This window comes from Oribacterium sp. HCP28S3_H8, from assembly GCF_052064775.1.
In the GTDB taxonomy this organism is placed as follows: Bacteria; Bacillota; Clostridia; order Lachnospirales; family Lachnospiraceae; genus Oribacterium.
This window is the reverse complement of sequence record NZ_JBQHUZ010000002.1, coordinates 388,241-411,695: the sequence shown is the minus strand read 5'-3', so window position 1 is coordinate 411,695 and position 23,455 is coordinate 388,241. Positions and strand designations below refer to the sequence as shown.

Genomic DNA, 23,455 nt, shown 5'->3' with positions numbered 1-23,455 from the left:
CTCTCCTTTAATTCTCAAAATTAAATGTGATCTTACTCTTCGTCCTCAGTGATAGGAGTGGACGGGGCAATCGTAATCGCCATACCACGAACCTCATTCACGCCGCCGCCAGTAACGTAGACGGACAGTTCGCCTGCAAACTTGAACTTGCCCTCAGAACCCGTAGGAGTCGGGGAACTTGCAGTCTCAGTGCCACCGAACCATACTGCGTATTCCTCATTATTGCCCTCAAGGGCTTTCAGAGCCTTGTACTCAGTGTGGTCATAGTTGGCATTAAAGGTCATGCCGTCATTGCTCTGGACACCATTCACATAGGTCTGCATTTTGTCAGACAAAGTGGTGGTTTCAAGCAGTTCCGGGTCACCGCCCAGGTCGGGGAACTCAGTAATGTCAAGCAGCTTCTCCCATGTAGACTGTTTCTTGTGCATGAGGAAGGTCATATAAGTACTTGTAGCCATTTTGCTTACCTCCTGTAAAAGTGTTTTCCATCGGTTGCCACACGGAAACGGGCTGTAATCCGATAGATTGTTGCGTCCTCCATGTTCGGAACCGGGGTCATAGCCGTTCTCCTAAAATTCATGGAGTACAATGCGTCATTGATTTCTTTGATAATCTTCTTGCATTCCGTTTTCTTACCCTCAGCCTTATTGGAGTAGACATTGATTTCAAACATGGCAATGACCATATTCTCTTTCATGCTACTGTCCTGCCATTCCGTAGGGATATAGCAGTCACTCTGGGTAATACTCACATGAGGAAAAGAAGAAGGTGATTTCACATATTCACTGGCAATATCAATCTTAGGGAATTTCTCTCTCAAGATTTTCGCAAGCCTTGTATAGACTTCGTTTTCGCAGTCAATCATGTGTAACACCTCCTTGCTATCTCTTCAAACTTCTCTTCCAACTCTCTGACTGTTTCGTACATACTCATGTTTGCAGGGTTACCGTAGGTGTGAACTTCACCTGCGTGTTTTCCCGTGGTAATAACTTCACCGTTAGAACCAGGGTCACCAGTGTACCGCCATCCATTTTCAAGCCGTCCCAGTTTATAGCCGTAGCCGCCACGGGTGAAACCGTTCTTGCCTGCTTCCGGGTGATTGTCTGGGTACTTTACACCTGTACCAAACTCAATAAAGAGGACTGAACTTCCTACAGCTACCACGGCTACTTTGTTGTTATCCCGGCTTTCTACAGACACGCTCACATCGTTCGTACCGTCATAGACGGCTGTCTGGAACTTTGCTGTAGCCACCTGGACTCCCTCTTCGCCAAGGGCTTGTATGAATTTTTCAGTACACTCTTTCAGCCACGTCTTGTAGTTCTTGAGTTCTTTAATGGCATTGTCAATGCTCTTTTCAGATAACGTAACTTTGATAACACGCTTGCTCACGATACGGTCACCTTGCTAATAGCATAAGAGATACTGTTAAGGGACTTTGCAACACGCCGTACCCTATAGTCACAGAGAGGATTGCCGTCATTTCCGAACTCTGGCTCTTTATCTACAAAGAGCAGGGTGTTTTCGTCAATGGGGCAATTTATATCATCAGTAATGAGTACCTTGTCATAGGACTCTAAGTTACCGAACATATTCACCTGGGCATATCCAGTCGCAGGTGAAACACTGCATTGCAGTTCAACGGGGATTTCATAGCCCACCTGGTATTCACCAGTTTCATTCCCGTCATCGTCCAGAAGTGGCTCCCTACCTTTATACAGGCAGTAATGCACGGATTTTAGATTGCGCTTCATCAGCTTCATAGAATCACCCCCGCCATAGGTAGGATTCGCCGCAGCAGAGTAGGGGGAATGTCACCATCTTCATAAGAACGGGAAACGCCGTTTTCGCTGTGTGCTGTTTCACCCTCTGCCCCACGCTTGTTCAGCATATAAGCGGCAATTTCAACATGAACCGTGTCATATTTTGCAGGAACCGTATCTTCTTCCGTATAAGGGTAGGCACGGGAAAGCACTACCCCTTTCGCTAAAGTGAGGTAAGTGGACAACACATCGTTATCCGTTTCCTCTGTCATGCTTTTAAGCATGGTCAGTTTCTCTTCATCGGTCATGTTGTCCACCTCCTTTCAATCTTCATTAGACCGTAGTCTTGCCAATGTCAGCGGCATTCGCCACATAAATAGAACGGCTGTAGGTCGGCTTCTCAAAGGTAGTAGAAATACCAGTGAACTTGCCGTGATACCATTCGGGACCATGGTCAAGACCAATCTGACCGAAAAGCTGATACTTCTCACCAGCACCCGTCTTAGCAAGCGGCTCCAGGAAGAAGTTACCCTTACCCGGAACAGGCTGATAAACAGGAGCCAGAACATCAAGGTTCAGAAGCAGTGCAGTACCCGCAGGCAGGCACTCACCCAGATACAGGTAAACAACACCGATAGGAGTTACCACACTGGAAAGAGCAATACCGTTAATCTCACGGGCAGCGGGAACAACGGTAAGACCATTCTGAACAGCGTCAGCGTTGACCTGGAACAGAGTCACAGCGTCACACCACAGCACCAGACCGTCAGTCGGAGCATTCGCACCGTAAATCTTCTTCACCATGTCGGCAATATCCCACAGACCCAGGGGCTTCTTAGCCATTGTCATAATGTTAGTGGTGATAGCATTCACCAGACCACGGGTCTTGTTTACCTCAGAATCAGAAGTAGCCTTGTTGTACTCACCGTTGATAAAGGTGTACTCAATATCACGGTTGACCTTCTGAATCTTAGCGGCAACCTGGAAGTCCAGTTCGCTCATCGGGTTTGCCTGCTGCTCTGCGACATTGATACCGCTCAGAGTACCCATGTTGCTCTGCTTACCGTAAGAGATACCAACGGACTCCTGGAAAATCTGAGTGACGTTCGTTTTCTGAGAACGGGTCACAACATTAGCATCCGGGGCAGTCAGAGAAGCACTCTCACTGATTGCAGGCTGAGAGCCATTACCGTTAGAGGTGTACTCCTGTCCAGTAACGAACTCTACATGATTCGTGGTTTTCGCCTTGCTACCAATGATGGAAGAAAGCGGGGTACGCACGTTACCCTTGTTAAACAGCATTCCAGAATAATTCAGAACGCCAAAACTGGTTGCAAACGTATCTGCCATTGTCTTTTACCTCCGATTTTTACTCTTTCATCTGATTCGCTTCATCCTGCGCTTTCAGACGTGTATAGTAGGCAACTGCGGTCAAATCGCCGCTTGCCTGCGCTTCTTCGATTTTCTTAGCGTAATCCATGCCGCCCGTCCCATCATAACCCGCAGCAGGTCTGGGAGTTTTCTTCATCTGTTCAGCACGAATTGCCTTTTCACGGGACTCATTGAACGTAGCCTGGTTCTTCATAACCGTGTCCATATCGCCGTCAACCATTGCGATTGCAGTACTGTCAGCAAGTTTCTCATCGTAGCCCATAGCTACCAGTTTTGTCTTTTTGTCTGCCAGAGCGATAGAACGCTTCAAATCGGTATTCTCCTGGGTCAGCTTGTCCATGATTGCTTTCTGTTCAGCGGCAGCGGCTTCATCAGCAGTCTGCTTACCTCTTAACTGCTTCTTGTAATCAGCAGCTTCGGAATTGGCTTTAGAAAGCTGTGCTTTCAGACGATTGATTTCAGCGTCATTATTCTGACCTGCACCCGCAGCCTGTAAAGCCGTAGAAATCTCTTCCTCAGTCATACCTTCCTTGTAGGAATCTCCAAGCAAATCACTTAAATAACTCATAATAAAGTCCTCCTTGCGTTTTAAGGTGTTCCCTCACCATGTTCTTCTGTTTTATCCTCTTGTCTGAGTGTGCGTTTTTAGGTGTTCCCTCACCATACAAGCAGGTCAATCCTGCGAAGTATCAGTTTCAAGTTTCAGTACACAGCGGCAGTTCACATTGTTCTCTGCCTTAGTGAACTCACCCGGTCTGGAAGCATGGTCACCATCAAAGGTATAAAACTCTTCATCCAGAGCCACGCTTACACCTTCCAGGTATTTATGAGTATCCCGAACGGCTTCATCCCGGACAGTCACCCATTTCTTTAAGACTCCCAGTCCTCTTGTGGACTGGAACTCATAGGCTCCATCCTCTTCCGCTGCATTGAATACCCTGTGATATTCAGATTCGACTAACATCTGTAAGCCCGACAAATCCCCGGCTATCACATGGTCAGCGATTCTGTCTTCAAAGGTTTTACCGTCTATCACCTCATAAATGGCTTCCTCCATGGAATCCACGTCTACGGTCAAATCGTAGGCAAGCATATCTGCCGTGGCTGTAATGCCCTGCTGATAAGCCCGGATGAGCAGTGATAAAATGTCATCCGCAATCTGAGCAACCTTTGAGGTCATATCCTTCCCAGAAGCGGAGTAATAACTGGTGGAAGTCAGAATGTTGAGTTCATCAAACGCAGAAATATAAGCTGAAAATGTATTATTCATAGGCAAAATAAAAAGGGACTATGAGTTCGTCACTCACAGTCCCATTGGACTCACCAGAACCTCTGTCCTGGTGTTACTCTTTCATTCTCATCTTGCGTTTGATTTCAACAATCGTAACCTTGCCCTGCTCAATTAGCACTTCCACTCTGCTGCCGTGCTTGAGCAGCGTTTCCACCTGCTGCACCATTTCCTTTGTCAGTGTTGGAGTCATCGGTTTCATCCTCCTTTTCCGTATTCTGCTTTTCAAGCAACTCCTGTGCTTTCTTCTCCTGTTCCTCTGCATATTCCTCACTTAATGTGTATGCCAGGTCAGAATCAACAAACAGTCCGCAATGCTCAAAAGCAAGCCGTGGGTGAATCTTACTGTTCTTCAACATAAGGTCAAGCACCTGGGCTTTTTGCAGAATGTTTTCGTAATTTCTTCGGGTAAAGCGAATTTCAATGTTGCAAACCTTCAAGTCCATGCCTTTCAGAGTTTTGCAGATATTCAGAATCAGCTTAAGGAAAATCCTCTCACTCTTCTTGAACATCAATTCGCTGTCCTTTGCTCTTGCTTCCGCAGCAGACCAACCATCTCTCATAATGACCGCAGACCCGGTATCACTGGTAGACGTACCGCCGTTGCGGTTCGGCATACCACAGATAGTCAATACCGTCTGGTACATATGGTCAACCAGGGTTTGCGTTTCACCCTGGTTCAGAGTACTGGTCAGATAAGATACTTCGGCTTTCAACTGAGGGTCAATATCCCGGAACTTAATAGCCCCTTCCTCTCTCAGCTTCTCATAATCGTCAGACGAAATGTCTACGTTATGGAAAAGCATGAGTGCCTGGATGAACTGTTCAACTCCATCCTGGCGATTACTGTCCGTAAGGTTAATTGCGTCCAAGAGCGGGATAACCAACTCAAACGCACCAATGCGGGCAATATTCAGAGGATATTCGATGATGGGAATATCACCCAGAATGTGCGGCTCTGCCTTGATGATATGAGATTCTACAATCTCAAAATACTCATGGTCAGAGTAGCAACAATAATGAACTATACCGTTGTCATCCACCACATACTTGACACCCAGAAGCGGCTTGTTTCCAAGACCATTGTTGTACACTACAAAAGTGTTTCGTGGGTCAAGTGTGTAGATTTCAAATGGGGAGTCATCGTCCTCACCTACTCCCTCATCTGGAAGAACCATTCTGAAAGACGTACCGCAGATATGGAACCAGTCAGCAAGTTCCTTATCCTTTGCGGGCTTCTCTTCGGCAAACACAAATTCGTTAAGCTGATTGATTGCGTCCGAGAGATTATCACCGTTACCACGGGAAACATACTGTAGAGGTTCGCCCATCAAATAGCCAGACTTGAAGGACACAATCTCATTTGCCCGGTTCTCCACGATTTTATTACAAATCTCTGGACGAACCTGTTTCTCACGGTTGAGAATCGGCTGTAATCCTCTGTAGTAGTACCACAGATATTGAATTTCACTGCGATTCTCCCAGTGATAAGGAAGTGCCTTATTGAGAATCGCAACCACGTTCTCAACGGTCACTTCGGTTTCATCAGACTTTATCATGCGTCTACCGTATAAACCGAAAGACACGCAAGCCACCTCCAATCCTAATATTTCTATTGTAATTATAGCACTCTTCAATGGTTATTTCAAGAGTTTTCTTGATAATAGGTTTGAAGAGTTTTTGTGTAAATTAACACGGTCTTTTGAAAACTTCAACCTTCGCTCCTACCAGTCCACGCAGTTCATTCTCAAGCAGAGAAAGAGAGTCGGGTGCGTCATCATGTGGCACTTTACCAGACCGGGTGTAAGTTGTGACCTGCTTCATAAACATGGCATACTGACTGTTCCGTGCGTAGAGTGACGGGTCTTTGAAGTAAAAATGCTTGATAATGTTATCAGAAGCGAACTCGATACGGGTCTGCTTATTACTGATAGTTCTCTTCGTTCGGATATTGCAGACATACTTTCGGTCAGTCAAAATCTGCTGTACATCCCTGGCAAAGTATGTACCTGCATTATTCGACTCAAAAGTTCCTGCCACCACAAGATTGTCCATCAGAGCCTTTGCACACTCTGGCTTAGTGACCTCTGGCGGGGAGTCATCGAACACTACGTCTACAATGTAGACCTCATCTCCGTACACCGCAGCAATCGGCATAGAACAATAGTCAGCACCCTTGTCCGCAGTATCGCAAACGGCAATGATACTGTCTGGCTCACGGTCTACAGGGAGTTCAAAGTATCGGTTCAAGGACGCTTCCGGGAAAAGAATACCTTTCGCTTCAAACGGCTGCTGCTGAAACTCAGACTCAAACTGCTCTGCCGAAAGCATTTCTCTCTGGTCACGGAAGTACTGCGTGGTGAAAACCTTCCTGCCCTCACGAATGTATTCAAAGTTACTCTCATCCGTCACTGGGTCAAGAGCAGGGGTTTCAATGATTTTGCACCGCTTACCCTGCTTCCGCATTTCCTCCTGCAAGTGACCGATAGGGTCATACAGAGAATATCGTGTACCGCAGATAACGATAGGCGTACCCTCAATGGCACGTCCGATAATATCACCAGAAATAACCTCCCACTTGTCATCAAGTCTCTGTCTGTTCTTCGCTTCCTCACGTCCCTCTACGCAGTCATCCAGGTAAAGAAGGTTGGTTGCTTCCGAAAGACCTACCTGCCGTGCGTCAATGGAACGGCACATGACCGTAGGGAATCGGGACTTGTGCAGAAGGTTGATGACCTTCGTATCAGCATTGGTCTGTACCAGTTTGCTCTCTGGGAAAATATCATAAAAATGATAATCGTTCGGTTGCTGAATGTACTCAAGGCAACCTTTGTAGAAAGACTGAACAAGGTCATCACCTGTACCCTCCATCAGCGTAGAACGGTCTGGAAATTTACCAGAAAGCATATTCGTAAAGTTGATACCAAGCTGAGACTTACCACATCGTTTCGGCATGGAAATGGACAGAAAGTCCAATTTTCCATCAAGAACTTCCTGGTATCCTTCCACATATCGTCTAAGGTAATGACGGCGGGGCAGGTAGAACTTCTTGTCAAGAGGCTTGCCGTACTCTACCGCCTGTAAATATGCGTCAAAATAATGGGGCGCACAAAACAGTAGGGAGCGAAACAGCAGATTGTCAAATTCCTCTGCTGTCTTAAAATCCCTGGTATCTACTGCCAGTTTCAGTCCCGCTCTGATTTCCTCCTGCAAAGCCTGGTTCCATTCGTGAGCCAGTCGGAACTCTGTACCCTCATAGTCACGGCACAGGGCAAATTTATCATCATAGGCTGCAACATCAAGCGGACTTTTTAAGATAGCCTGGTCAATGCTGCTTTTCATTTTACTATAATCCATACATACCTCCGTAAACAAAAAAAAAAAATGGAACCGTCAACTAAGACAGTCCCATTGGACAAAACCGTAACTCACTTACGGCTACATATTAACTTGAAGGGCAGGCACAAACACCATGCCACAGGTCTGACTACAATATTCCAGGTGAACCACATTGCAAACAAAACGATTGACTTGATACACCACCATAGAAACCATAGACAGCAAAACAAAATATAAAACATGAGTTCACCCCTTCCACATATAATGGAGTCGTAGTTTGCGACCTCCTTATATACCTTGCTGTCGATGAAATCTACTTCATCTTAGCTGTTGCATAATAAAGTCATCGAACCAACGAACACCCTTGATGGTCTTATAATGACCTCTATTCTCCGGGGCTGACCATTTGAACCTGTTGATACGGCGGTACATATCATCGTCATTCACATAGTCATTAACATTGTATTTCAGTGCCGACAATCGTTGTTTTCTCTCCTTAGAAGTTTGGTTGAATACGACCTTTGCGTGTTTCAAATCATCCATCGTTTTTACGGGATAGCCACAATAATGTTCCAAAAGCCCATCGAAAGTAAATTCATCCTGCATTTCAATAGCTGGAAATACAACATCTTCCATGAAATGATTATATTCCATACCTTTAGCCAATGCTTTGATGGTTTCTTCTGCGGACATGACTGTATAGTAGCCCTTTTTAACAACAGATTCAGCCATATCATACAGTGCGTCCATCACCATGTCGGCTTTAGGCTGTTTGCTCCAACGGCATATCTCAAGTACTCCTTTGAAGTTGTAAACCCACATATCGTATGATTTACCGTCAGTACCTACCAGTTTGGTAGTTACTGATTTTCCTTCAAATCGTTCTGGATGGCGATTGTGAATTTTCGTAATCGCAGTTATAGGGTCTGAATACTCTAATGCTTCACCTATTTGAAAACGGGTAAACCACGCTTCTTCGCTACCATAGTACCCGTCCACCAGAACATTATTTACCGTTCTCTGTTCAATAAGCGTTAATTCGCTCATAAATAATTACCTCCTTAATCGGTAAAGGTTGGTAGGGTATTTTAAGATTTTCATATAAGTTTTCTTAGTAGACCTTCTACTATAAAAACTTAGTGAAAAATTCAATTTTACCCTACCATGTCTGTCTGACCAACTTCATATCCACCTTCGGGGATAGGCATTTCATCTGGAACAACCACGATTTTATAACCAAGTGCGCTTAACATCGTTTTGAGAAGAGATACAGGAATATCCTTGCGCCCCTTCTTATTATTCAACCTGTCCCAGACGGTTGCCTGCGTTATATCTAATCTCCGTGCCAGTTCAGCATTCGTAACTTCATCGGTACTCATAATGTCTTTAATAATCTCTCTTGCTTCCATATTGCACCTCCTATGGTCAGTATATATATATATATCACAAGCATTTTATTGTCAAGCGTTTTATTGAATCTTTTTTATTTTTGCGGGATTTTCCAGGCTCACCCGCCCCGGTTGCCGGGGGTCTATATCCCCCACCGGGGGTCTGTCCGCAGGATGACCGGGACAGCCTGCACCACAGGCAGAGCGGCGGGACGTGGTGAAAAAGTTTAAAAGAATATCAATAAATCACTTGACATTCAATAAAACACTTGATATATTATAATCAATAAAACACTTGATAAACAAGTTCGAAACCACAGCCGCCCGCCAGGGCAGCGCACAATAAACAGGAGGTAAACAGATGAAAACATACAACGAAATCAAGAAAGAACTGGAAGCCAGGAAAGATCTCAGCGCATGGAGTAAGGGCGTTACAATATACGCTCTTGAACTCCTGGAAGAATACCAGGAGCGGGCAGCGTATGAGGGCAGAGAAGCCGCAGACCGTGCGGAGTTTAAAACGTGGTTGCTCAATGGTGCGGACTCCTGGAAGTCCTATAGTTACGGCGGTTCGTCCCTCATTTATAACGGGGACATTGCAGAGCGGCTCTGCTGCCCATCTGAGTACAAGCGCACCCGTGAGGGTGAGCGCAGACCTAACAGCCGTGAGGAATGGTTAGACGTTCAAGCAAGGGCTTTATATCAAGCCGCTTGCAGACTCTCCCGCATAGCATTTTAAACACGTTGCGCCGTGTATAAATAGCCAGTTAGGGCGCAAGCGTCCCGGCTACGCCGGGGGTCTGGAAACTGTAGGCTTTCAAACCTGCACCACAGAAAGAACCGCATACAATAGCAAAATGCACAAATAGGAGGTATAAACCATGCGAAAATACATATTTACCGAAAAAGGCTATACATTCAAGCGGATTGACAAAAAGACCGCCCGCACCGCATACAAGAACGGTTTAACCGTTATTATTTGCCCGTGCAACTTGCGCCCGTTCACACCCTGGCATAATGAACACAGGTTAAGCAGAAAAGACCGGGCGCAATTCGTAATTGATGAAATCGGAGTTATAAACGATTTTAATAACTTAGTTAATTCGTTTGAATACTATAATTGTATCGATTCCGAAACGGGCAAATACAGCGCTTTTTATATCCCGGTTTGCACCGTGGACAGGTTCACAGGTGAAGCACCAACGCCCGCCACACTGGAAACCGTGGAACAATACGATTATAGCTATATGCAGCAGTAAACCACAGCCCCGGACAGCTTCACCGCCTGCCGGGGCTTATTTCATAGAATGGAGGCATAAAACATTGATTGAAAAGACCTGGGAAACGCCGCAGGGCAGCTATTACAATCTATTTTCCGATATGCTAAAACAGCCGCATTTACTTGTAGCGGGCGCAACGGGCAGCGGTAAAAGTGTAGTTATTAACGGCATAATAACAACGGCATTAAAAGACAGCCCCGCCGCCGTGCAATTTATCTTTATAGACCCTAAACGGGTAGAACTTGTAGACTATAAGCCCCTGCCGCATACGCTAAAATATGCCAGTGAGCCGGGGGACATGGTGCAGGCGTTACAATATGCCATGGATACCACAGAAAGCCGCTACAGGGCTATGCAGAGCCGCCATGAAAAGAACTATAGTGGCGGGGCGGTCTATGTGGTTATTGATGAATTAGCGGACTTAATGACAACTAACAAAAAGCAAGTGCAACCGCTTATACAACGCCTTGCACAGATAGGCAGAGCGGCAAACGTGCATATCATAGCCGCTACACAGTGCCCGCTATCCGCTGTTATCCCTACCCCTATAAAAGTAAATTTTGACAGTCGTGTAGGACTTAGAACCCGCAGCAAGCAAGACAGCCGCAATATTTTAGGGCTTCCAGGGTGCGAAACCCTGCCCCGCTATGGACAGGGCTATTATATGACCCCGGCAGGCTTGCAACTGTATAATATACCCATGTATGACCCCGCAGAGGTGCAACGGCTTGTAGACTATTGGAAGCACCACAGCCGCCCCCGCTTGCGTTGGTTATAACGCACGAAACCCCGGACAGGTTCACAGCCTGCCGGGGTTCTTTTATGTCTATATACTTATATGCCATCACAGCCCCGCAGAGCCACCCAGGACGGGCGCAAGCCCTACGGGGCTATACTTATACCATAACAGGCAGAAAAGCCCGCAGAGGGGCGCAGAGTGTCCACGCCTGCACCACGGCAGCAAGACAGCACCACGGGCGGCGGGCGGTCTGTCCCTGTCCCACGCCTTGAAAGCATGGTGAAACCCCGCAGCCTGGGCGGGCGGTCTGCCGCAGGGAAGGCAGCAGGCGGGCAGGGGTTGCCGCCCTTCTGCCCCTTCTGCGACTTTTGAAATTAGTCTTTCTGCCCTTCTGCCCCTTCTGGGCTTTCTGCGATTTCTGCAAAAGTCCCTTCTGCGACTTCTGAGCCGTCATAAGCACTCTCAAGGTATTTCTGCTCAAGGGCTTTCATGTCCTTCTGCTCTCCCAGAGGATTATTCGGGGTGAGTACCATTTCTGTCTGGTCTTTCATGCCGTCATAGTTCTTCTGCCAAAAGATACCCGTGACAGGGTTCACCTTGCCGTCCTGCATAAGACCCTCACGAAAAACACCACAGAACTGGCGAACTTTTTTGATAAAGTCAGTGCGGGCAGGGTTCCCCTTCGTGACGTTCTCCCATTCCCATGCCTGTTCCTTCGTGATACCAATAGCCATATACGCAGCCTGGTTGCCCACCTTCATATCCCATTCAGAACACTTCTGCACATAATTCAAGAATCGTCTTTCCATTTCTGGCACGTCCTGCAAGTCCAGAGGTTCCTTCGGCATAATCTCCATCATAAAGGCAGTCACCTTCGCATTGTACCCTTCTGGCATTTCCTTAGTCTGAGCCTGCATGATAGGACTGTTCTCTCTGGCTTTCACCAGATTCTTAGGACTGCTCTTCTGATACCCTTCTGTTCTTCTGGGCTTTCTGTCCTTTCCTCTTACTCCGGGTTTCTTCCGCTCTTCTGCCATTGTCCTTCTGCACCTCCTTCTGCTTTGCTTCTTTCTGCTCAAGCAGTCGTTTCTCAGCCTGCTCCCGCTTCCATCTTTCTACATAAGACTCCATTTCTGTCTCCTTTCTGTCGGGCATGAGGTTGGTAGGGCAAATTCAATTTTTACAGTAAGTTTTTATAGATACGCGCGTACTAAGAAAACTTATAGTAAAATCTTATTTTACCCTACCAACCCCTACTAATTTGACTTCATACCCATGCCATAATAGACAGCTACCCCATTTATGACACCTTTATCAGCATACCACTCCGGGTGTGCGGTCAGTTCTGCGTTGAATTTCTTCATGCTGCACACATAATAACCGCACCCTTTACACCACATTTTGTAGTTATCGTAGAGTGACTTTGCTTTTGTGTACCCTTCATCTTTCCGCTCACACTTCTCTTCCAGAAATTGCAGTACCAGGTCATTATCCTTCTCATACTGCTTAATAACCTTCTGCATACCCTGGGACATTTTCAGCCCGAAGCGGATATACTTGAAGTAGCCTGCTACCAACCATGTGAAGATACCACGCATTGCTTCTGGGGTTTCAAAATAGTCCTTGAGTCCCTTGTCCTGCTCTTCATCAGTGAAGTGACGATTGAACTCAATGACACGCACACGGTCAGACGCAAACAAAGACTTATCCTTCACCGAAGGGAGGTCATTGCAGGACAGCCACATGGTAAACTGCGGCTTGAAGGTGATAGCCGACTGATACAACTCACGGGCGGTAATGTCCTCACCACCTGTGTACTGTTTAATTGTAGCTTCATCCAGTTTGCCTGCGGTATCTGACTCACTCATAGTAACCATGCGTTTACCTTTCAGCTTTGCCAGTACCGGGTTTGCTGCTTCTGCGTTCTTCTGGCGGTCACCACGGCAGATAAGTTCTACGGGAGCCACGGTTGAATAGTCACCAAGCAAGTGCTGAATAGCGTCAAGCATGGTACTTTTGCCGTTGCGGGTGGTCTTACCATGGAGGATGAACATACATTCTTCCTTACTTGTACCTAAGATTGAATAACCCAAAGCCCTCTGCAAGTAGTCTGCCTTGTCTGCTTCGTTCTGGGTAACTTCCTTGATGAACTGTTCCCATCGTGGACAGGTAACTTCCTGCAAGGTGTATTCAAAATTGGTCTGCATGGTCAAGAAATCATCCCATCTATGCTCACGGAACTTCATGTGTTCCAGGTCATAAGTGCCGTTCAGACAGTTAATCAGATAGGGATGAGTGTCAAACTGTGCCGCTGCAATCTTCATGCTGTCCGCAGCGTCCTTCATAAGACGGTCACGGAAGCGGCGGTCACCCATCTTCCCCACAAAAGCCATGTACTGCTTACGCTTTTCCTCATCGGTAATCTCTCCGCAGTACAGAGCCATGAGTCGCACAAACTCCTTAATCTTTGCAGAAACCAGAAGCGCACCCACATCCTTGTGCCACTTGCCAGTTTCATAGGTGTACCAGGACTTTGCTTCTGGGCAGTAGCGGGTGTCATTCTGATAACACTCAGAGAAGAGGTCAGCCATACCCGCTTCATCCCAAGAGTACCCAGTGGAATCATCCTGGTAGGCGGTTTCCGGGTGGTGGTCTTTAATGTAATACAGCTTTCTGCTTATGTCCTCAGAGGTAATGTACCTGCCATTGGACAACTGAAATAACTCATCACTCACTCTTCTGTACCTCCTTCCAGGTGGGCTTCAAACCACTCTTTCTGTTTCTTTGCTTGTAATGCACTACGCTTACAAGCCCTGGCAGAAGCAGCACAATCTTTTGCGTACTTCTTCCAGTCTTTCTTCTGCTCTTTCGTCAGCGGGAGTCCCACCGGGATCTTGCCATTAGCAAGTTGATGTTCGTAGTCAGCGGCTTTGTCCTGGTAATTCCAGTAGGCTTTACCCTCACGCTGAAAAACTTCTTCACATTCGGGAATACGCTCCCGGAAGAATGCTTGCATTTGCTTGAACAGGGCTTCTGCGTGTTCCACGTCCATAGCAATATACTTTTTCAGCTTATTGAGTTTCCCGGCAGTACAAGGGAAGAAAGCGGGCATATAGATTGCCATGTGTCCAGAACTCCACTGGATACTCAGTATATTATCCATTGTGCTTTTCCTCCTTCCTCTCTTTATAATCGTTACACTTCGGAGTGCAGCTATAACATAAATCGTATTTCAAATCGCAACACAGGTTCCAGTCACCGCCACCGATGAAGTGTGAACAGGTTGCACAAGTGTCTTTCTCACCATTCATCGTCATAATCTCCTTCCAATGTATTGTGAGGACAGCCAGGACAACTGCTTACCCACTCTCCGTTCTCGTCCAGGTGGTAGTCATCACCATATCCTCCGCATTCATAGCAATAATCGTAGTCATCCACGGTTCTTTTCCTCCTTCATTATTTCTTCCCAGTCGGGTTCTGGCTCTAACGGACATTGATACCACTTCTCAAGTGAAGGACAGGTACATCCAAGGTCAGAGTCATACCAACCACACCTGCAATCAAAGCAGGGATTTCCAGTTTCTCTTCTCATCGTCTGTACCTCGTCACGCTTTCTGTAATGGTTTGCAGTTCCCGGTCATCAAGCGGCGGCTTGCACTGAGTCATGTTGACAAATTTCAGTTCCGCATAAATCTGTGCCGGGTTGTAGCCCGTGTTGTGCATTGCTCCCGCCAGAGAAGTAAGGGACAGGTTTCTGCCCCCAGAAGCAATCGGCGGGTAATCTGGGCGAACTGGAATCTTGCCGCCCTCTGGCTTATTGAACTTCGGAGCGTATATCTTCTGTACCAGTGCAGACTTCCCGCCGTTCTCTTTCTCAACCTCTTTGAAGTACTTCTCCACCACATAATCAATGGCTTCCTGGTTCTCAATGATGGTTGGAAAGATAAGCTGTTTCCCGGTCATAATGAAGAACCTGCGGGCTTTGTAAATCTCAACCCCTGCAAGATTGTTCTTACCATGGAAGGGAAGTGTACCCCGCAGCAGGATATGTACGCCACGTCCGCTTCTGGACTTCTCTGTGTAGGACTTGCAGGCGGTCATAATATCGGCGCAGAGAGGGGTCATAAGACCATCCTCAAAGCCTGCGTCAATATCAATACCAACCAGTCCGTTGTCTGCGAATACAAATCCCAGGTTATCATAATAGCCGTTCTCTACTGCCCACTCTGCCTGCTCAAAGGAACTCCATGTATCCGGGGCAGTAGAGGAAGCGGCTTTCTTCTCAAAGGCTTTCATGGGAATTTTGGAGTTATCCCAGGCACACACCCACTGATTCATATTCTTTAATTCCTCTGGTATTTTGGAATAATCCTTCATTCCCACACTCTCCTTATCCTGTGATTAACTGACTGTACGGCAGGGTTTTCACCCACTTGCAGAACTCACGCCACTCATCCAGTTTGTGATTCTGGCGGGAATGGTACATATTCTTGAGAACAGCGTAATTTAGCTGTACGGTTCTCTTCTGGTTGTAACAGGTCGGTAACATCTGAATCATCTGCCACCAGTCCTTCTTGTCCTTTCTCTGCAAGAAATCCAGACGGGCATTATTCATAGCGTCAATGACCATGCTGAACACAATGAGGTTCGTAGCAGATAGGTGTTCCGTGCTGAAATCGCTCAGAACGAACTCCTTTGCCTGGATTTTGTGCATGGTGGAACAAGAGTTTGCCACAGTGCCTACCTTGTAGGTATCGTACTCTTTCCACCAATACAGAGGGGCGGTAATATCTGCGGTCACGGTAATCATACGCAGGTACTTTCCGTGGTCAGTTCCCGCAGCACCCAGGGTTTCCATCAGCTTCAAGTCATTGTCACCGACTGCATAGCAGGCAAACGGAGTGCAGTCATGCTCCTTCGGATGACAGATACCGTCCCGGTCAATCACTCCGCACTTCCCGCAATCTACAGCGGGATAGCTGTCTGACTTCTCCCAGGAGTTCTTCGGATTTCTCATACCACGGATAGCCGCCTGCCATCCGTAGGTTTCGACTTCATCAATCTTTATCACAACTCACACCATCCCTTCTGCGGACTCTCATGTAGTCCTTATAGTCCAGGTCATTCATCTTTGCCGCTCTGTGCAAAGCCTGTTTCTTAGTTCCCAGTGTGCCGGGGATAGGCTCTTTACTGCCTACCTCATGCACATAGTAACGGCTACTGCCTTTCTGCTTTGATACGGTATATTTCAGAATCATCTTCTTCGCCTTTCTTTTCAGATTCTCTATAATGAACTCTGGCTCCAACTTGCATAAAACACTGAACCAATCAGAATAAAAGAATCGTTCCAGTTCTGCAATATTGCAGTCTGTTGTCGGGGTGATAAACCCTGCCAGTAAACTGAGGTAATCGTCTACAGCCTGTTCCACAATCGCGAATCTGAGATTTTCCAGTCCAATGTCATGCAAGTTTCGTCCCCCCCCATTACATAGACCTCCGTTCGGCAATCTCTGCCATCTTCGCAGCGTTCAGACGGGTATCGCCATGAACACGGGAGTAAGACAGGTAACCGTTCATGCGGTCAATCTTCGTGAGGTTGGTGCTTCCACAGACCGGGCAAACATCCATCTCAAGTTCCTGGTGTCCGCAGTCATCACAATAAGCAAGGGAGAGGTTCACACCTTCGTAAAAACCAAGCTGCATTGCTCTACGAACCAGAGTCTTGACTGCTTCCCGGTTGTAGGAAATCGGATAGCGAACGTACTGAATCTTGCCACCGTTGAACATATCCCAGAAACGTCCTTCAAGGTTTTGCTTTTCAATCGGAGTTAAGTCCTCTGTCACATGACAGTGGAAGGAATTGCTCACATACGGGCGGTCAGATACATTTTCGATAATGCCGTACTTCTTACGGAACTGCTCAATCTGCAAACCACACAGGCTTTCAGCCGGGGTTCCGTAGATTGCGTACAACCAACCGTCCTCATTCTTGAACTCCGTAACCTTCTGGTTGATATGCTGCATGACTTCCAGGGCAAACTCTCCGTCCTCTGCAATGGACTTGCCGTTGTAGAGCCGCTGCAACTCATTCAGTGCTGTGATACCGAAGGAAGCTGTCATGGGTTTCAGCAGGGGCTTGATTTTCTCAGACGGTTTGAGGTGTCCACCATATACACCACCCTCACAATACATGATAGGGTTGGTACTGGCTTTCATCTCACCCAGATATTCATAGGTACGCTTGTGAACCCCTCTAATCATTTCCAGGTAGTAGTCCAGGACTTCATAGAAGTCACGGCTTTCGGCTCTGGCTTTTGCCAGAATCATAGGCAGGTGCAGGGAAACCGCACCGATATTGAAGCGTCCCACAAATACAGGCTTGTCATCTGCGTCCGCAGGTTTCATGCCGCCACGCTCAAACCACGGGGAGAGGAATGCACGGCAACCCATAGGGCTTATCACTCTACCGTACTTTTTGTACATCTCAGCCACATAGCCGTCACCCGTAAGGGACAGCCAGTCGGGATACATGGTCTTTCTACTGCAATCAATACCTGCTTCAAACACATCCTCATTGAAGCCACCCTCACCGTGAAGGTTTTCGTCATAGAGGAAAACCAGTTTCGGGAACAGTACTGGCTTCTTAAATCCCGGCTTACCCTCACCCTCCATGTGAACTTTGAGGAAGGTCTTGCTTGCCATCTTGCCGAACACATCAGTAGCCAGTCCGAAGGTCATAGTAATGAACGGATAATCACCACGGGAAGAACCCACAGTGTTCAGCTTCATCTCAATACCCTGGAAGCCCTGCTCATAATCACGCTGCACCTTGCTCATAGCCCAGTCTTTTACGTCCTGGGTGAAGGTCTGTTGATTGCGGATTTCCATGTACTCAGCGCAGTACTTCTTGTAGGACTTCTCTGCATACGGAGCCAGAATCTTGTCCACCTCCGGGACAGTGAAGCCGCCGTACTGCTGTGAAGCAGTAGCCAGGATAATATCTCCCAGAACGTCAAAGGCGGTATCAAGAGTTTTCGGCTCATTGTACCAGACGTTGCCCATCTCAAAGCCGCCGCTCATAATAGAGGAAATGTCGCACAGGCAGCAGTTCATAGTGTCAAGGCGGGCTGACTGGTCATGGATATAAATGTATCCATCCTTGCAAGCCTGCAACTCATCATTGGTCATAAAGAACTTGCGGTACAGTCGCTTATTCAGTTCGTTGAAAATCAGACAACGCTTCGTAGCAACCAGGGTGGAGTCCGTGTTTGCGTTCTCCTTATCGCCCAGAAAACGAATGGACTGAGATTTCTGATAGACCTCATCCATAATGTGAACGAAATCCTTCTTGAAGTTTCGGTAATCTCTGTAAGACTTCGCAATCTTCGGATTTACCTCATCAAGAACCTGTTCCACAATGTTGTGCATATCCGCAACATGAACCTGTTCCGGGAAACGCTCAGAAACGATAGCCATGACCTTAGATACAATCTCATGGTACTGGGTATCGTCCAATTCAATCATTGCACGGGCGGCAGACTTACTGACTGCGTTGACAATCTTCTTACCGTCAAACTGCTCAATCGTACCGTCCTTCTTAATTACTTTCATGGAGTATAACCCTCCCTTCCTTTAAGGACTGCGGGACATTGATAACTCTCTGGTTGGTGGAACCTGCCCAGTGATAACCCACGTCCTTTAATGCTTCTTCAAAACGTCCGTCCACCAGAACGTCAATGTAGTCCAGAATGGCTCTGCAATAGAAGTTGTCAGCATTTATCTCTTCCCATGTGTACCCGGTATAGAGCCAGATAGTTTTGTGCGGGAAGAACTGCTTGACCTTCTTCACAAGCCATAAAATCTGACAACGATTGACGGGGTGCAGCGGGTCACCCCCAGAGAGGGTAAGACCGCTGATATAAGGCTTGCTCAACTCCGTGCAGATTTCATGGAAAGCTGCTTTGTCGAACTTAACCCCGTCTGTGAAATCCCAGGTGATAGGGTTCTGGCAGTTCTTGCAGTGGTGTTCGCACCCTGCAACCCAGAGAACCACTCTCAACCCATCACCGTTGTTCATATCATCGTGCGTGATATTGTGGAAGTTCATTAAATATCGCCTACCTTACGATGAAGGGAGTTCTCCACCGTAAAGCCCTCTGGGTAACGGGCTTTCAGCTTGTCAATGTTCATCTGCATGACCGTATCAATGTCCGTACCCAGTGCGTCACACGCTTCCGCAATCATCCAGAGACAATCTCCCAGTTCCTTCTCCATGTGTTCAAGGTTCACTTCATGTCCCTGGTACTTCTTCTGTAAGATACCTGCAACTTCTCCCGCTTCGCTGTTCAGACCAAACACTGCATGATACAGACGGTCAGCCTTGCAATCGTAGGGAATGCTGCAAGTTCTAATGGCTAATGCCTGGTATTCTTTACCTGTCATATCAATCTACCTCTTTCCATTCTTCCTTTGACTTAGGTGGTTCATCATTCATACATCCGTGTGCCGCTGCAACGGCAATTACTGCAAGAAGAATCATCCCGCATATACCACACAGAATGAAAGCCAGAATTGCAATCAATACTGTTACCATGACTGGAATCCTCCTTAGAACTCATCGAAATGTTTCTTGATACTCTTGTGGGTCTTATAGATTGCCACCAACTGTGCCACTACGATAACAACGTAGAGAACGCCTGCGATAATCTCCGGGAGCAGGCATACCCACCATGCCCAAGTGATAACTCCCAGTAACTTTAAGATGATGAAAATAATCGTCAGAATCTCAGTAAATCCCATTATTTTGTCCTCTCTTTCTCTTCGTTCTTCCGTTTCTGAACGTATTCTCTGAACATTCTGGTATATTCGTAACTGTCTTTGAATACATGAGAAACGGCTTTGAGCATTTTAGGTTCATGCTCTTCGATTATGCTCAATTCATCCAGTAATTTTCGATTGAACGGACAACCTACACACCCTGTTCGGGTCATACCGTACTTTGTATAGCAATCGCTGTGCTGAATGTCGAAAAGTTCATCATAGTAAACTTCGTCTTTATCGCTATACCAAAATAACGGTCTGTACTGGTCGCATTCATCTTCTCTTGCTGTAAAGCAGGTTTTGTAGCTTGCAGACCTTATACCTTTTTCAGCTTTTCTGACTCCAATAATCATAAGGTCTATGTAGTTGTCCTTTATAAATTGAGCAGAAACTTCTTTCTTAGCATAAGTGCAGCACTTACTTGAAATTTTGAACCACGGGGGATTCTCAATCATAAATTCTTTCAGATACTTATGATAGTTAATGTTGAACATTGAGGTTTTGAAACCTGGTTTGTTTCTGCCATTACACCACCAATTTATTGCTCCCTGTGCTTTTGGGTATTCAGCCAATAGCTGCTCTACGGGTTTATCCTCCCATGTGAAGCCATGGCGTTGTAGCCGGGAAATCATATCTGATACAAACTTTGATAAGAAAGGTTGCCCGTATTCACTACACGAAAGAGGGATAGGCTTAATTGCTTTGATTCTTTCGATTTCAATATGATATTTCTCTTCAAGGTATTTCAGATGGTCTTTTGTTGCCTGGTACTCTAACCCAGTATCGAACCAGATATATCTAACCTTTCGGTCTTTATCAATCTTTGAAATCAAATCAAGCATTATGTCACTATCCTTCCCCCCCCGATATAGAGCAAGCTATGCTGTCATAACGGGAAAGAACGGAATGTGCTTTTGCTACAGAATCAAAGATTGCAAAATTTCCATCTGCTTTCTCTAAGAGTTTCTGTACTTCTAAGTCCACGCCGTTTTCTTCCTCCTTAAATTTTGAAAATTCGTGCCGCCATCATGTCAGCGGTATGAGTCCACAGGACGTTCGGGTATTTCTCAATGGACTTCCCGTACTTATCCCAGTTCTCCTTGTCATCAAAGGCTCCCATGTGCCAACGGATACAAGCCATTTCCTCATCTGTGAGGTCAACAATCTTCTGTGCCAGAATTACGGACTTGTCACCGTGTCCCGGCAGAAGAATGTCGGGGTTGTAGCTGTATGTGCCATCCGGGTTGTGAATGTACGAATCACACTTACAGAGGTCATGGAGCATACCCACAATGTAGGGGCTTGCCTTGCGCTTCCAGTTCAGACCCATCCTCTTTGTCAGAGAAAGCAGAGAAGAGGTTACTGTAAAGCTATGGTCGAACAGCCCGCCCTCATAGTTTCCGTGGTACTTCGTAGAAGCAGGAGCCGTAAAGAACCCCATTGCCATCAACTGATTTTTCAGACAGGACACATCCGTACTGGACAGCCCGCCCCTCATCAGCTTCTCAAACGCCTTGACACGCTTATCTCGTTCGCTCATAATCTTCAATCCTTTCATTCAACTTTATAGAATATAGACCATTGGAGAGTTCAAAGCTACACTTCTCCCTCTCCGCAGGTCATTTAATTAACCCAGAATGCTGTTCAGGTCGAACTTCTTACCGCTTGCCTTTTCAGCAGGTGCAGCAGCCGGGGCAGTAGCCGCAGGCTTGCTTTCCTTCTTCGGGGCAGAGGCTTCCGCTTCGTCAAAACCATCCGCAGGCTCCTTATCACCCAGGCGAACGAACTTGAGCATTTTGCCCGGAGTCTTTTTGGACTCAACCTCTTCGTGGTCTACCTCACAGCGGATATAGTGACCAACAAGTTCCTCATGGTCAATCTCCGTCAGAGTGTAGTCATTCAGTGCAGTCTTTGCGAAGTAACTGAAAGCATTCAGACCTCCCTGGTTCGGCTCACCGTCTGCATTCAGCAGAGAGAAACGTTCCGTGTGCTTCTGACCCGAAGCAAGCTGCATAACAATCTCCATCTTGCCGAAGTCCTCTTTGTACTTGACCTCAACAATCTTAAAAACGTGGGTTCCCTTCGGAATAAGAGTGAAACCATCACTCAGTCCAATTTTTGCCATTTTAAGTATCCTCCTTGAAATTGTTTATATAATCAGAGAATTTTCTGATTAAGCAGATTCTTTTCTGGCTTTCGGAGTAAAGCGGTACTGTGGTTCGGGTGCGCCATGATACTTCTCAATATCAATGCCGTCCTCCTGCATTTTCGCCATATCGTAGCCAGGGTCTTTCATGGTCTTAGAGGTAACCCAGTCGAAGGAAGCACCGCTGATAGTAACGGTCTTATCGCCCTCCTTGAACTGGCTGATAGCTTCCTTCTTGAGCATATCGGTAATAGTCTTATACCTCTTCTCATCGTCAGCTACAGTACCCTTGACCTCATCAATGTGTTTCTTCAACTGCTCTGCTTCGGCAACCAGAGCAGCAATGTCAGTGTCCGGGGACAGGTTGTTATCACGCAGGACTTTCAGAATGTCTGCGTCCGCTTTCTCATCGAACTTCGGAGAAACACCGCCCTCAACGTGGGTTTTCCACCACTTCTCAACCTTCTTGATGGTCTTTTTCAGTTCTGGATAACGCTCAGACAACTTGAACGGACGAACGATGGTGTTCTCAGTGCTACACTGATATGCGTCCGGGTTCTCATAGTCCTTGTCACCCAGGAAGCTACACACCATAATCACGTCATCTACACCCAGAAGGTACGCATAGAGCGCAGCCTGCAAAGCGTAGTACTCTGGAACATCATCAACCCAATCCTCAGAACGCTTCGTGGTTTTCATTTCAAGAACCGTGGTAGGCTTGCCGTCCTTGTCTACCAGAAGATAGTCCCACATACCACCGAAGATAGGACTGTCTTTGAAGAAGTCACCCCAGGTTTTCTGGAAGTAGTCAGCCCCGTACACATCCGTAGGTGTGATGAGGTTTGTCATAAAATAGGACTTCTTCATAAACTCAGCCTGCTTCGGCTCAATCGTCTTACCTGCAACGGTATAGATTGTGTCCTCAAACGGCTCTTCGTAGGTTCTGGTGATTGCACACCAAGCGTTGAACGGGGTTGTCCACTTGTTCAGCCCCATAATCGCCGCAAAGCGTGTACCTGTAATCTTCTTAGGACGCTTCGGCGGGGTGATAGTGATGGTCTTATCATCATTCCACTTCATGGTTTTTCTCTCCTTCCAACTCAACGGCTTTGTTCAGATACCAGATTGCTTTCTGTAAATCCTCCATGCCATTTTTCTTTTTGTGCCTGTAGACGTACTTGAGAGCGTTGCACACGCAGAAGTCCTGCGTGGCTTCTACTCCCTGGGTTTCCACCATAACGTCAATGCACTCAAACTTCCCGGTTTCATAGTGAGCGGGATGGTTTACATTGTCAGCCAT

Annotated in this window: 32 protein-coding genes; 3 read left to right on the top strand and 29 right to left on the bottom strand. The window is 46.7% G+C overall.

The genetic code is table 11. The features are described from left to right. Window positions 1–32: 32 nt before the first annotated feature. From ACTNEN_RS04090 to ACTNEN_RS04035, 12 genes are all read right to left on the bottom strand, one after another. Window positions 33–458 (bottom strand): phage tail tube protein, encoded by a 426-nt coding sequence (locus ACTNEN_RS04090; protein WP_441204799.1) that lies wholly within the window; start codon window positions 456–458, stop codon window positions 33–35. Between the two features lie 5 nt (window positions 459–463). After that, entirely contained in the window at window positions 464–865 is a 402-nt protein-coding gene (locus tag ACTNEN_RS04085) for a hypothetical protein (RefSeq protein ID WP_015552429.1), read from the bottom strand. Beyond that, the gene (locus ACTNEN_RS04080) at window positions 862–1,392 is read right to left on the bottom strand and encodes a hypothetical protein (protein WP_441204798.1); all 531 of its coding nucleotides are present in this window, start codon (window positions 1,390–1,392) and stop codon (window positions 862–864) included. The genes ACTNEN_RS04085 and ACTNEN_RS04080 overlap by 4 nt, the downstream gene beginning before the upstream one ends. Further along, window positions 1,389–1,763, bottom strand: coding sequence for a hypothetical protein (locus tag ACTNEN_RS04075; RefSeq protein WP_441204797.1), 375 nt, complete (start codon window positions 1,761–1,763; stop codon window positions 1,389–1,391). Before ACTNEN_RS04075 ends, ACTNEN_RS04080 begins: the two co-directional genes overlap by 4 nt. Then, window positions 1,760–2,071 (bottom strand): phage head-tail connector protein, encoded by a 312-nt coding sequence (locus tag ACTNEN_RS04070; RefSeq protein ID WP_419047623.1) that lies wholly within the window; start codon window positions 2,069–2,071, stop codon window positions 1,760–1,762. The genes ACTNEN_RS04075 and ACTNEN_RS04070 overlap by 4 nt, the downstream gene beginning before the upstream one ends. Window positions 2,072–2,096: 25 nt before the next feature. Beyond that, window positions 2,097–3,113, bottom strand: a complete 1,017-nt coding sequence (locus ACTNEN_RS04065; protein ID WP_441204796.1) for an SU10 major capsid protein — start codon at window positions 3,111–3,113, stop codon at window positions 2,097–2,099. Between the two features lie 19 nt (window positions 3,114–3,132). After that, a complete protein-coding gene (locus ACTNEN_RS04060) occupies window positions 3,133–3,723 on the bottom strand; it encodes a hypothetical protein (protein WP_441204795.1) in 591 nt (196 codons plus the stop codon). A 105-nt stretch (window positions 3,724–3,828) separates the two neighbouring features. Beyond that, window positions 3,829–4,335 carry a phage minor head protein gene (locus ACTNEN_RS04055; protein WP_441204794.1) on the bottom strand — a complete coding sequence of 169 codons (507 nt, stop codon included), beginning with the start codon at window positions 4,333–4,335 and terminating at the stop codon, window positions 3,829–3,831. A gap of 218 nt (window positions 4,336–4,553) precedes the next feature. Further along, window positions 4,554–6,029, bottom strand: a complete 1,476-nt coding sequence (locus ACTNEN_RS04050; protein ID WP_441204793.1) for a phage portal protein — start codon at window positions 6,027–6,029, stop codon at window positions 4,554–4,556. A 103-nt stretch (window positions 6,030–6,132) separates the two neighbouring features. Further along, entirely contained in the window at window positions 6,133–7,800 is a 1,668-nt protein-coding gene (locus ACTNEN_RS04045; protein WP_441204792.1) for a hypothetical protein, read from the bottom strand. Window positions 7,801–8,100: 300 nt separating this feature from the next. Continuing rightward, a complete protein-coding gene (locus tag ACTNEN_RS04040; protein ID WP_441204791.1) occupies window positions 8,101–8,829 on the bottom strand; it encodes a hypothetical protein in 729 nt (242 codons plus the stop codon). Window positions 8,830–8,936: 107 nt separating this feature from the next. Then, on the bottom strand, window positions 8,937–9,191 hold the full coding sequence (locus ACTNEN_RS04035; RefSeq protein WP_441204790.1) for a winged helix-turn-helix transcriptional regulator: 255 nt from the start codon (window positions 9,189–9,191) through the stop codon (window positions 8,937–8,939). A gap of 340 nt (window positions 9,192–9,531) precedes the next feature. Between ACTNEN_RS04035 and ACTNEN_RS04030 the strand changes: the two genes are divergently transcribed. From ACTNEN_RS04030 to ACTNEN_RS04020, 3 genes are all read left to right on the top strand, one after another. Next, window positions 9,532–9,909 (top strand): hypothetical protein, encoded by a 378-nt coding sequence (locus tag ACTNEN_RS04030; protein ID WP_441204789.1) that lies wholly within the window; start codon window positions 9,532–9,534, stop codon window positions 9,907–9,909. A 142-nt stretch (window positions 9,910–10,051) separates the two neighbouring features. Then, window positions 10,052–10,429, top strand: a complete 378-nt coding sequence (locus ACTNEN_RS04025; protein WP_441204788.1) for a hypothetical protein — start codon at window positions 10,052–10,054, stop codon at window positions 10,427–10,429. 64 nt (window positions 10,430–10,493) lie between these two features. Then, complete coding sequence (locus ACTNEN_RS04020; protein ID WP_441204787.1) at window positions 10,494–11,228, top strand: FtsK/SpoIIIE domain-containing protein; 735 nt, start codon at window positions 10,494–10,496, stop codon at window positions 11,226–11,228. Window positions 11,229–11,563: 335 nt separating this feature from the next. Here the strand turns inward: ACTNEN_RS04020 and ACTNEN_RS04015 are convergent, their stop codons facing one another. The 17 genes from ACTNEN_RS04015 to ACTNEN_RS03935 form a co-directional block, all read right to left on the bottom strand. After that, on the bottom strand, window positions 11,564–12,106 hold the full coding sequence (locus ACTNEN_RS04015) for a hypothetical protein (protein WP_441204786.1): 543 nt from the start codon (window positions 12,104–12,106) through the stop codon (window positions 11,564–11,566). A 34-nt stretch (window positions 12,107–12,140) separates the two neighbouring features. Next, window positions 12,141–12,320 carry a hypothetical protein gene (locus ACTNEN_RS04010; RefSeq protein ID WP_441204785.1) on the bottom strand — a complete coding sequence of 60 codons (180 nt, stop codon included), beginning with the start codon at window positions 12,318–12,320 and terminating at the stop codon, window positions 12,141–12,143. A gap of 125 nt (window positions 12,321–12,445) precedes the next feature. Next, window positions 12,446–13,924, bottom strand: a complete 1,479-nt coding sequence (locus ACTNEN_RS04005; protein ID WP_441204784.1) for a DNA primase family protein — start codon at window positions 13,922–13,924, stop codon at window positions 12,446–12,448. Next, window positions 13,921–14,352 carry a hypothetical protein gene (locus ACTNEN_RS04000; RefSeq protein WP_441204783.1) on the bottom strand — a complete coding sequence of 144 codons (432 nt, stop codon included), beginning with the start codon at window positions 14,350–14,352 and terminating at the stop codon, window positions 13,921–13,923. The genes ACTNEN_RS04005 and ACTNEN_RS04000 overlap by 4 nt, the downstream gene beginning before the upstream one ends. 137 nt (window positions 14,353–14,489) lie before the next feature. After that, the gene (locus tag ACTNEN_RS03995) at window positions 14,490–14,627 is read right to left on the bottom strand and encodes a hypothetical protein (protein WP_166436676.1); all 138 of its coding nucleotides are present in this window, start codon (window positions 14,625–14,627) and stop codon (window positions 14,490–14,492) included. Between the two features lie 150 nt (window positions 14,628–14,777). After that, complete coding sequence (locus ACTNEN_RS03990; protein WP_227162000.1) at window positions 14,778–15,566, bottom strand: primase C-terminal domain-containing protein; 789 nt, start codon at window positions 15,564–15,566, stop codon at window positions 14,778–14,780. 13 nt (window positions 15,567–15,579) lie between these two features. After that, a complete protein-coding gene (locus ACTNEN_RS03985) occupies window positions 15,580–16,260 on the bottom strand; it encodes a hypothetical protein (protein WP_441204782.1) in 681 nt (226 codons plus the stop codon). Further along, on the bottom strand, window positions 16,247–16,657 hold the full coding sequence (locus tag ACTNEN_RS03980) for a hypothetical protein (protein ID WP_441204781.1): 411 nt from the start codon (window positions 16,655–16,657) through the stop codon (window positions 16,247–16,249). The genes ACTNEN_RS03985 and ACTNEN_RS03980 overlap by 14 nt, the downstream gene beginning before the upstream one ends. Window positions 16,658–16,673: 16 nt before the next feature. Then, on the bottom strand, window positions 16,674–18,800 hold the full coding sequence (nrdD, locus tag ACTNEN_RS03975) for an anaerobic ribonucleoside-triphosphate reductase (RefSeq protein WP_441204780.1): 2,127 nt from the start codon (window positions 18,798–18,800) through the stop codon (window positions 16,674–16,676). Further along, window positions 18,787–19,296: an anaerobic ribonucleoside-triphosphate reductase activating protein gene (gene nrdG, locus ACTNEN_RS03970; protein ID WP_441204779.1), complete on the bottom strand. Its 510-nt coding sequence runs from the start codon at window positions 19,294–19,296 to the stop codon at window positions 18,787–18,789. The genes nrdD and nrdG overlap by 14 nt, the downstream gene beginning before the upstream one ends. After that, the gene (locus tag ACTNEN_RS03965; RefSeq protein ID WP_015552411.1) at window positions 19,296–19,631 is read right to left on the bottom strand and encodes a nucleoside triphosphate pyrophosphohydrolase family protein; all 336 of its coding nucleotides are present in this window, start codon (window positions 19,629–19,631) and stop codon (window positions 19,296–19,298) included. Before ACTNEN_RS03965 ends, nrdG begins: the two co-directional genes overlap by 1 nt. A gap of 1 nt (window position 19,632) precedes the next feature. Further along, window positions 19,633–19,782 carry a hypothetical protein gene (locus tag ACTNEN_RS03960; protein WP_441204778.1) on the bottom strand — a complete coding sequence of 50 codons (150 nt, stop codon included), beginning with the start codon at window positions 19,780–19,782 and terminating at the stop codon, window positions 19,633–19,635. Between the two features lie 205 nt (window positions 19,783–19,987). Then, a complete protein-coding gene (locus tag ACTNEN_RS03955; RefSeq protein WP_441204777.1) occupies window positions 19,988–20,851 on the bottom strand; it encodes a phosphoadenosine phosphosulfate reductase family protein in 864 nt (287 codons plus the stop codon). A 158-nt stretch (window positions 20,852–21,009) separates the two neighbouring features. Next, window positions 21,010–21,549 (bottom strand): hypothetical protein, encoded by a 540-nt coding sequence (locus tag ACTNEN_RS03950; RefSeq protein ID WP_441204776.1) that lies wholly within the window; start codon window positions 21,547–21,549, stop codon window positions 21,010–21,012. A gap of 87 nt (window positions 21,550–21,636) precedes the next feature. Beyond that, the gene (locus ACTNEN_RS03945; RefSeq protein WP_441204775.1) at window positions 21,637–22,134 is read right to left on the bottom strand and encodes a hypothetical protein; all 498 of its coding nucleotides are present in this window, start codon (window positions 22,132–22,134) and stop codon (window positions 21,637–21,639) included. Between the two features lie 48 nt (window positions 22,135–22,182). After that, window positions 22,183–23,235: a YqaJ viral recombinase family protein gene (locus tag ACTNEN_RS03940; RefSeq protein WP_441204774.1), complete on the bottom strand. Its 1,053-nt coding sequence runs from the start codon at window positions 23,233–23,235 to the stop codon at window positions 22,183–22,185. Further along, entirely contained in the window at window positions 23,222–23,455 is a 234-nt protein-coding gene (locus tag ACTNEN_RS03935; RefSeq protein ID WP_441204773.1) for a DUF3310 domain-containing protein, read from the bottom strand. The genes ACTNEN_RS03940 and ACTNEN_RS03935 overlap by 14 nt, the downstream gene beginning before the upstream one ends.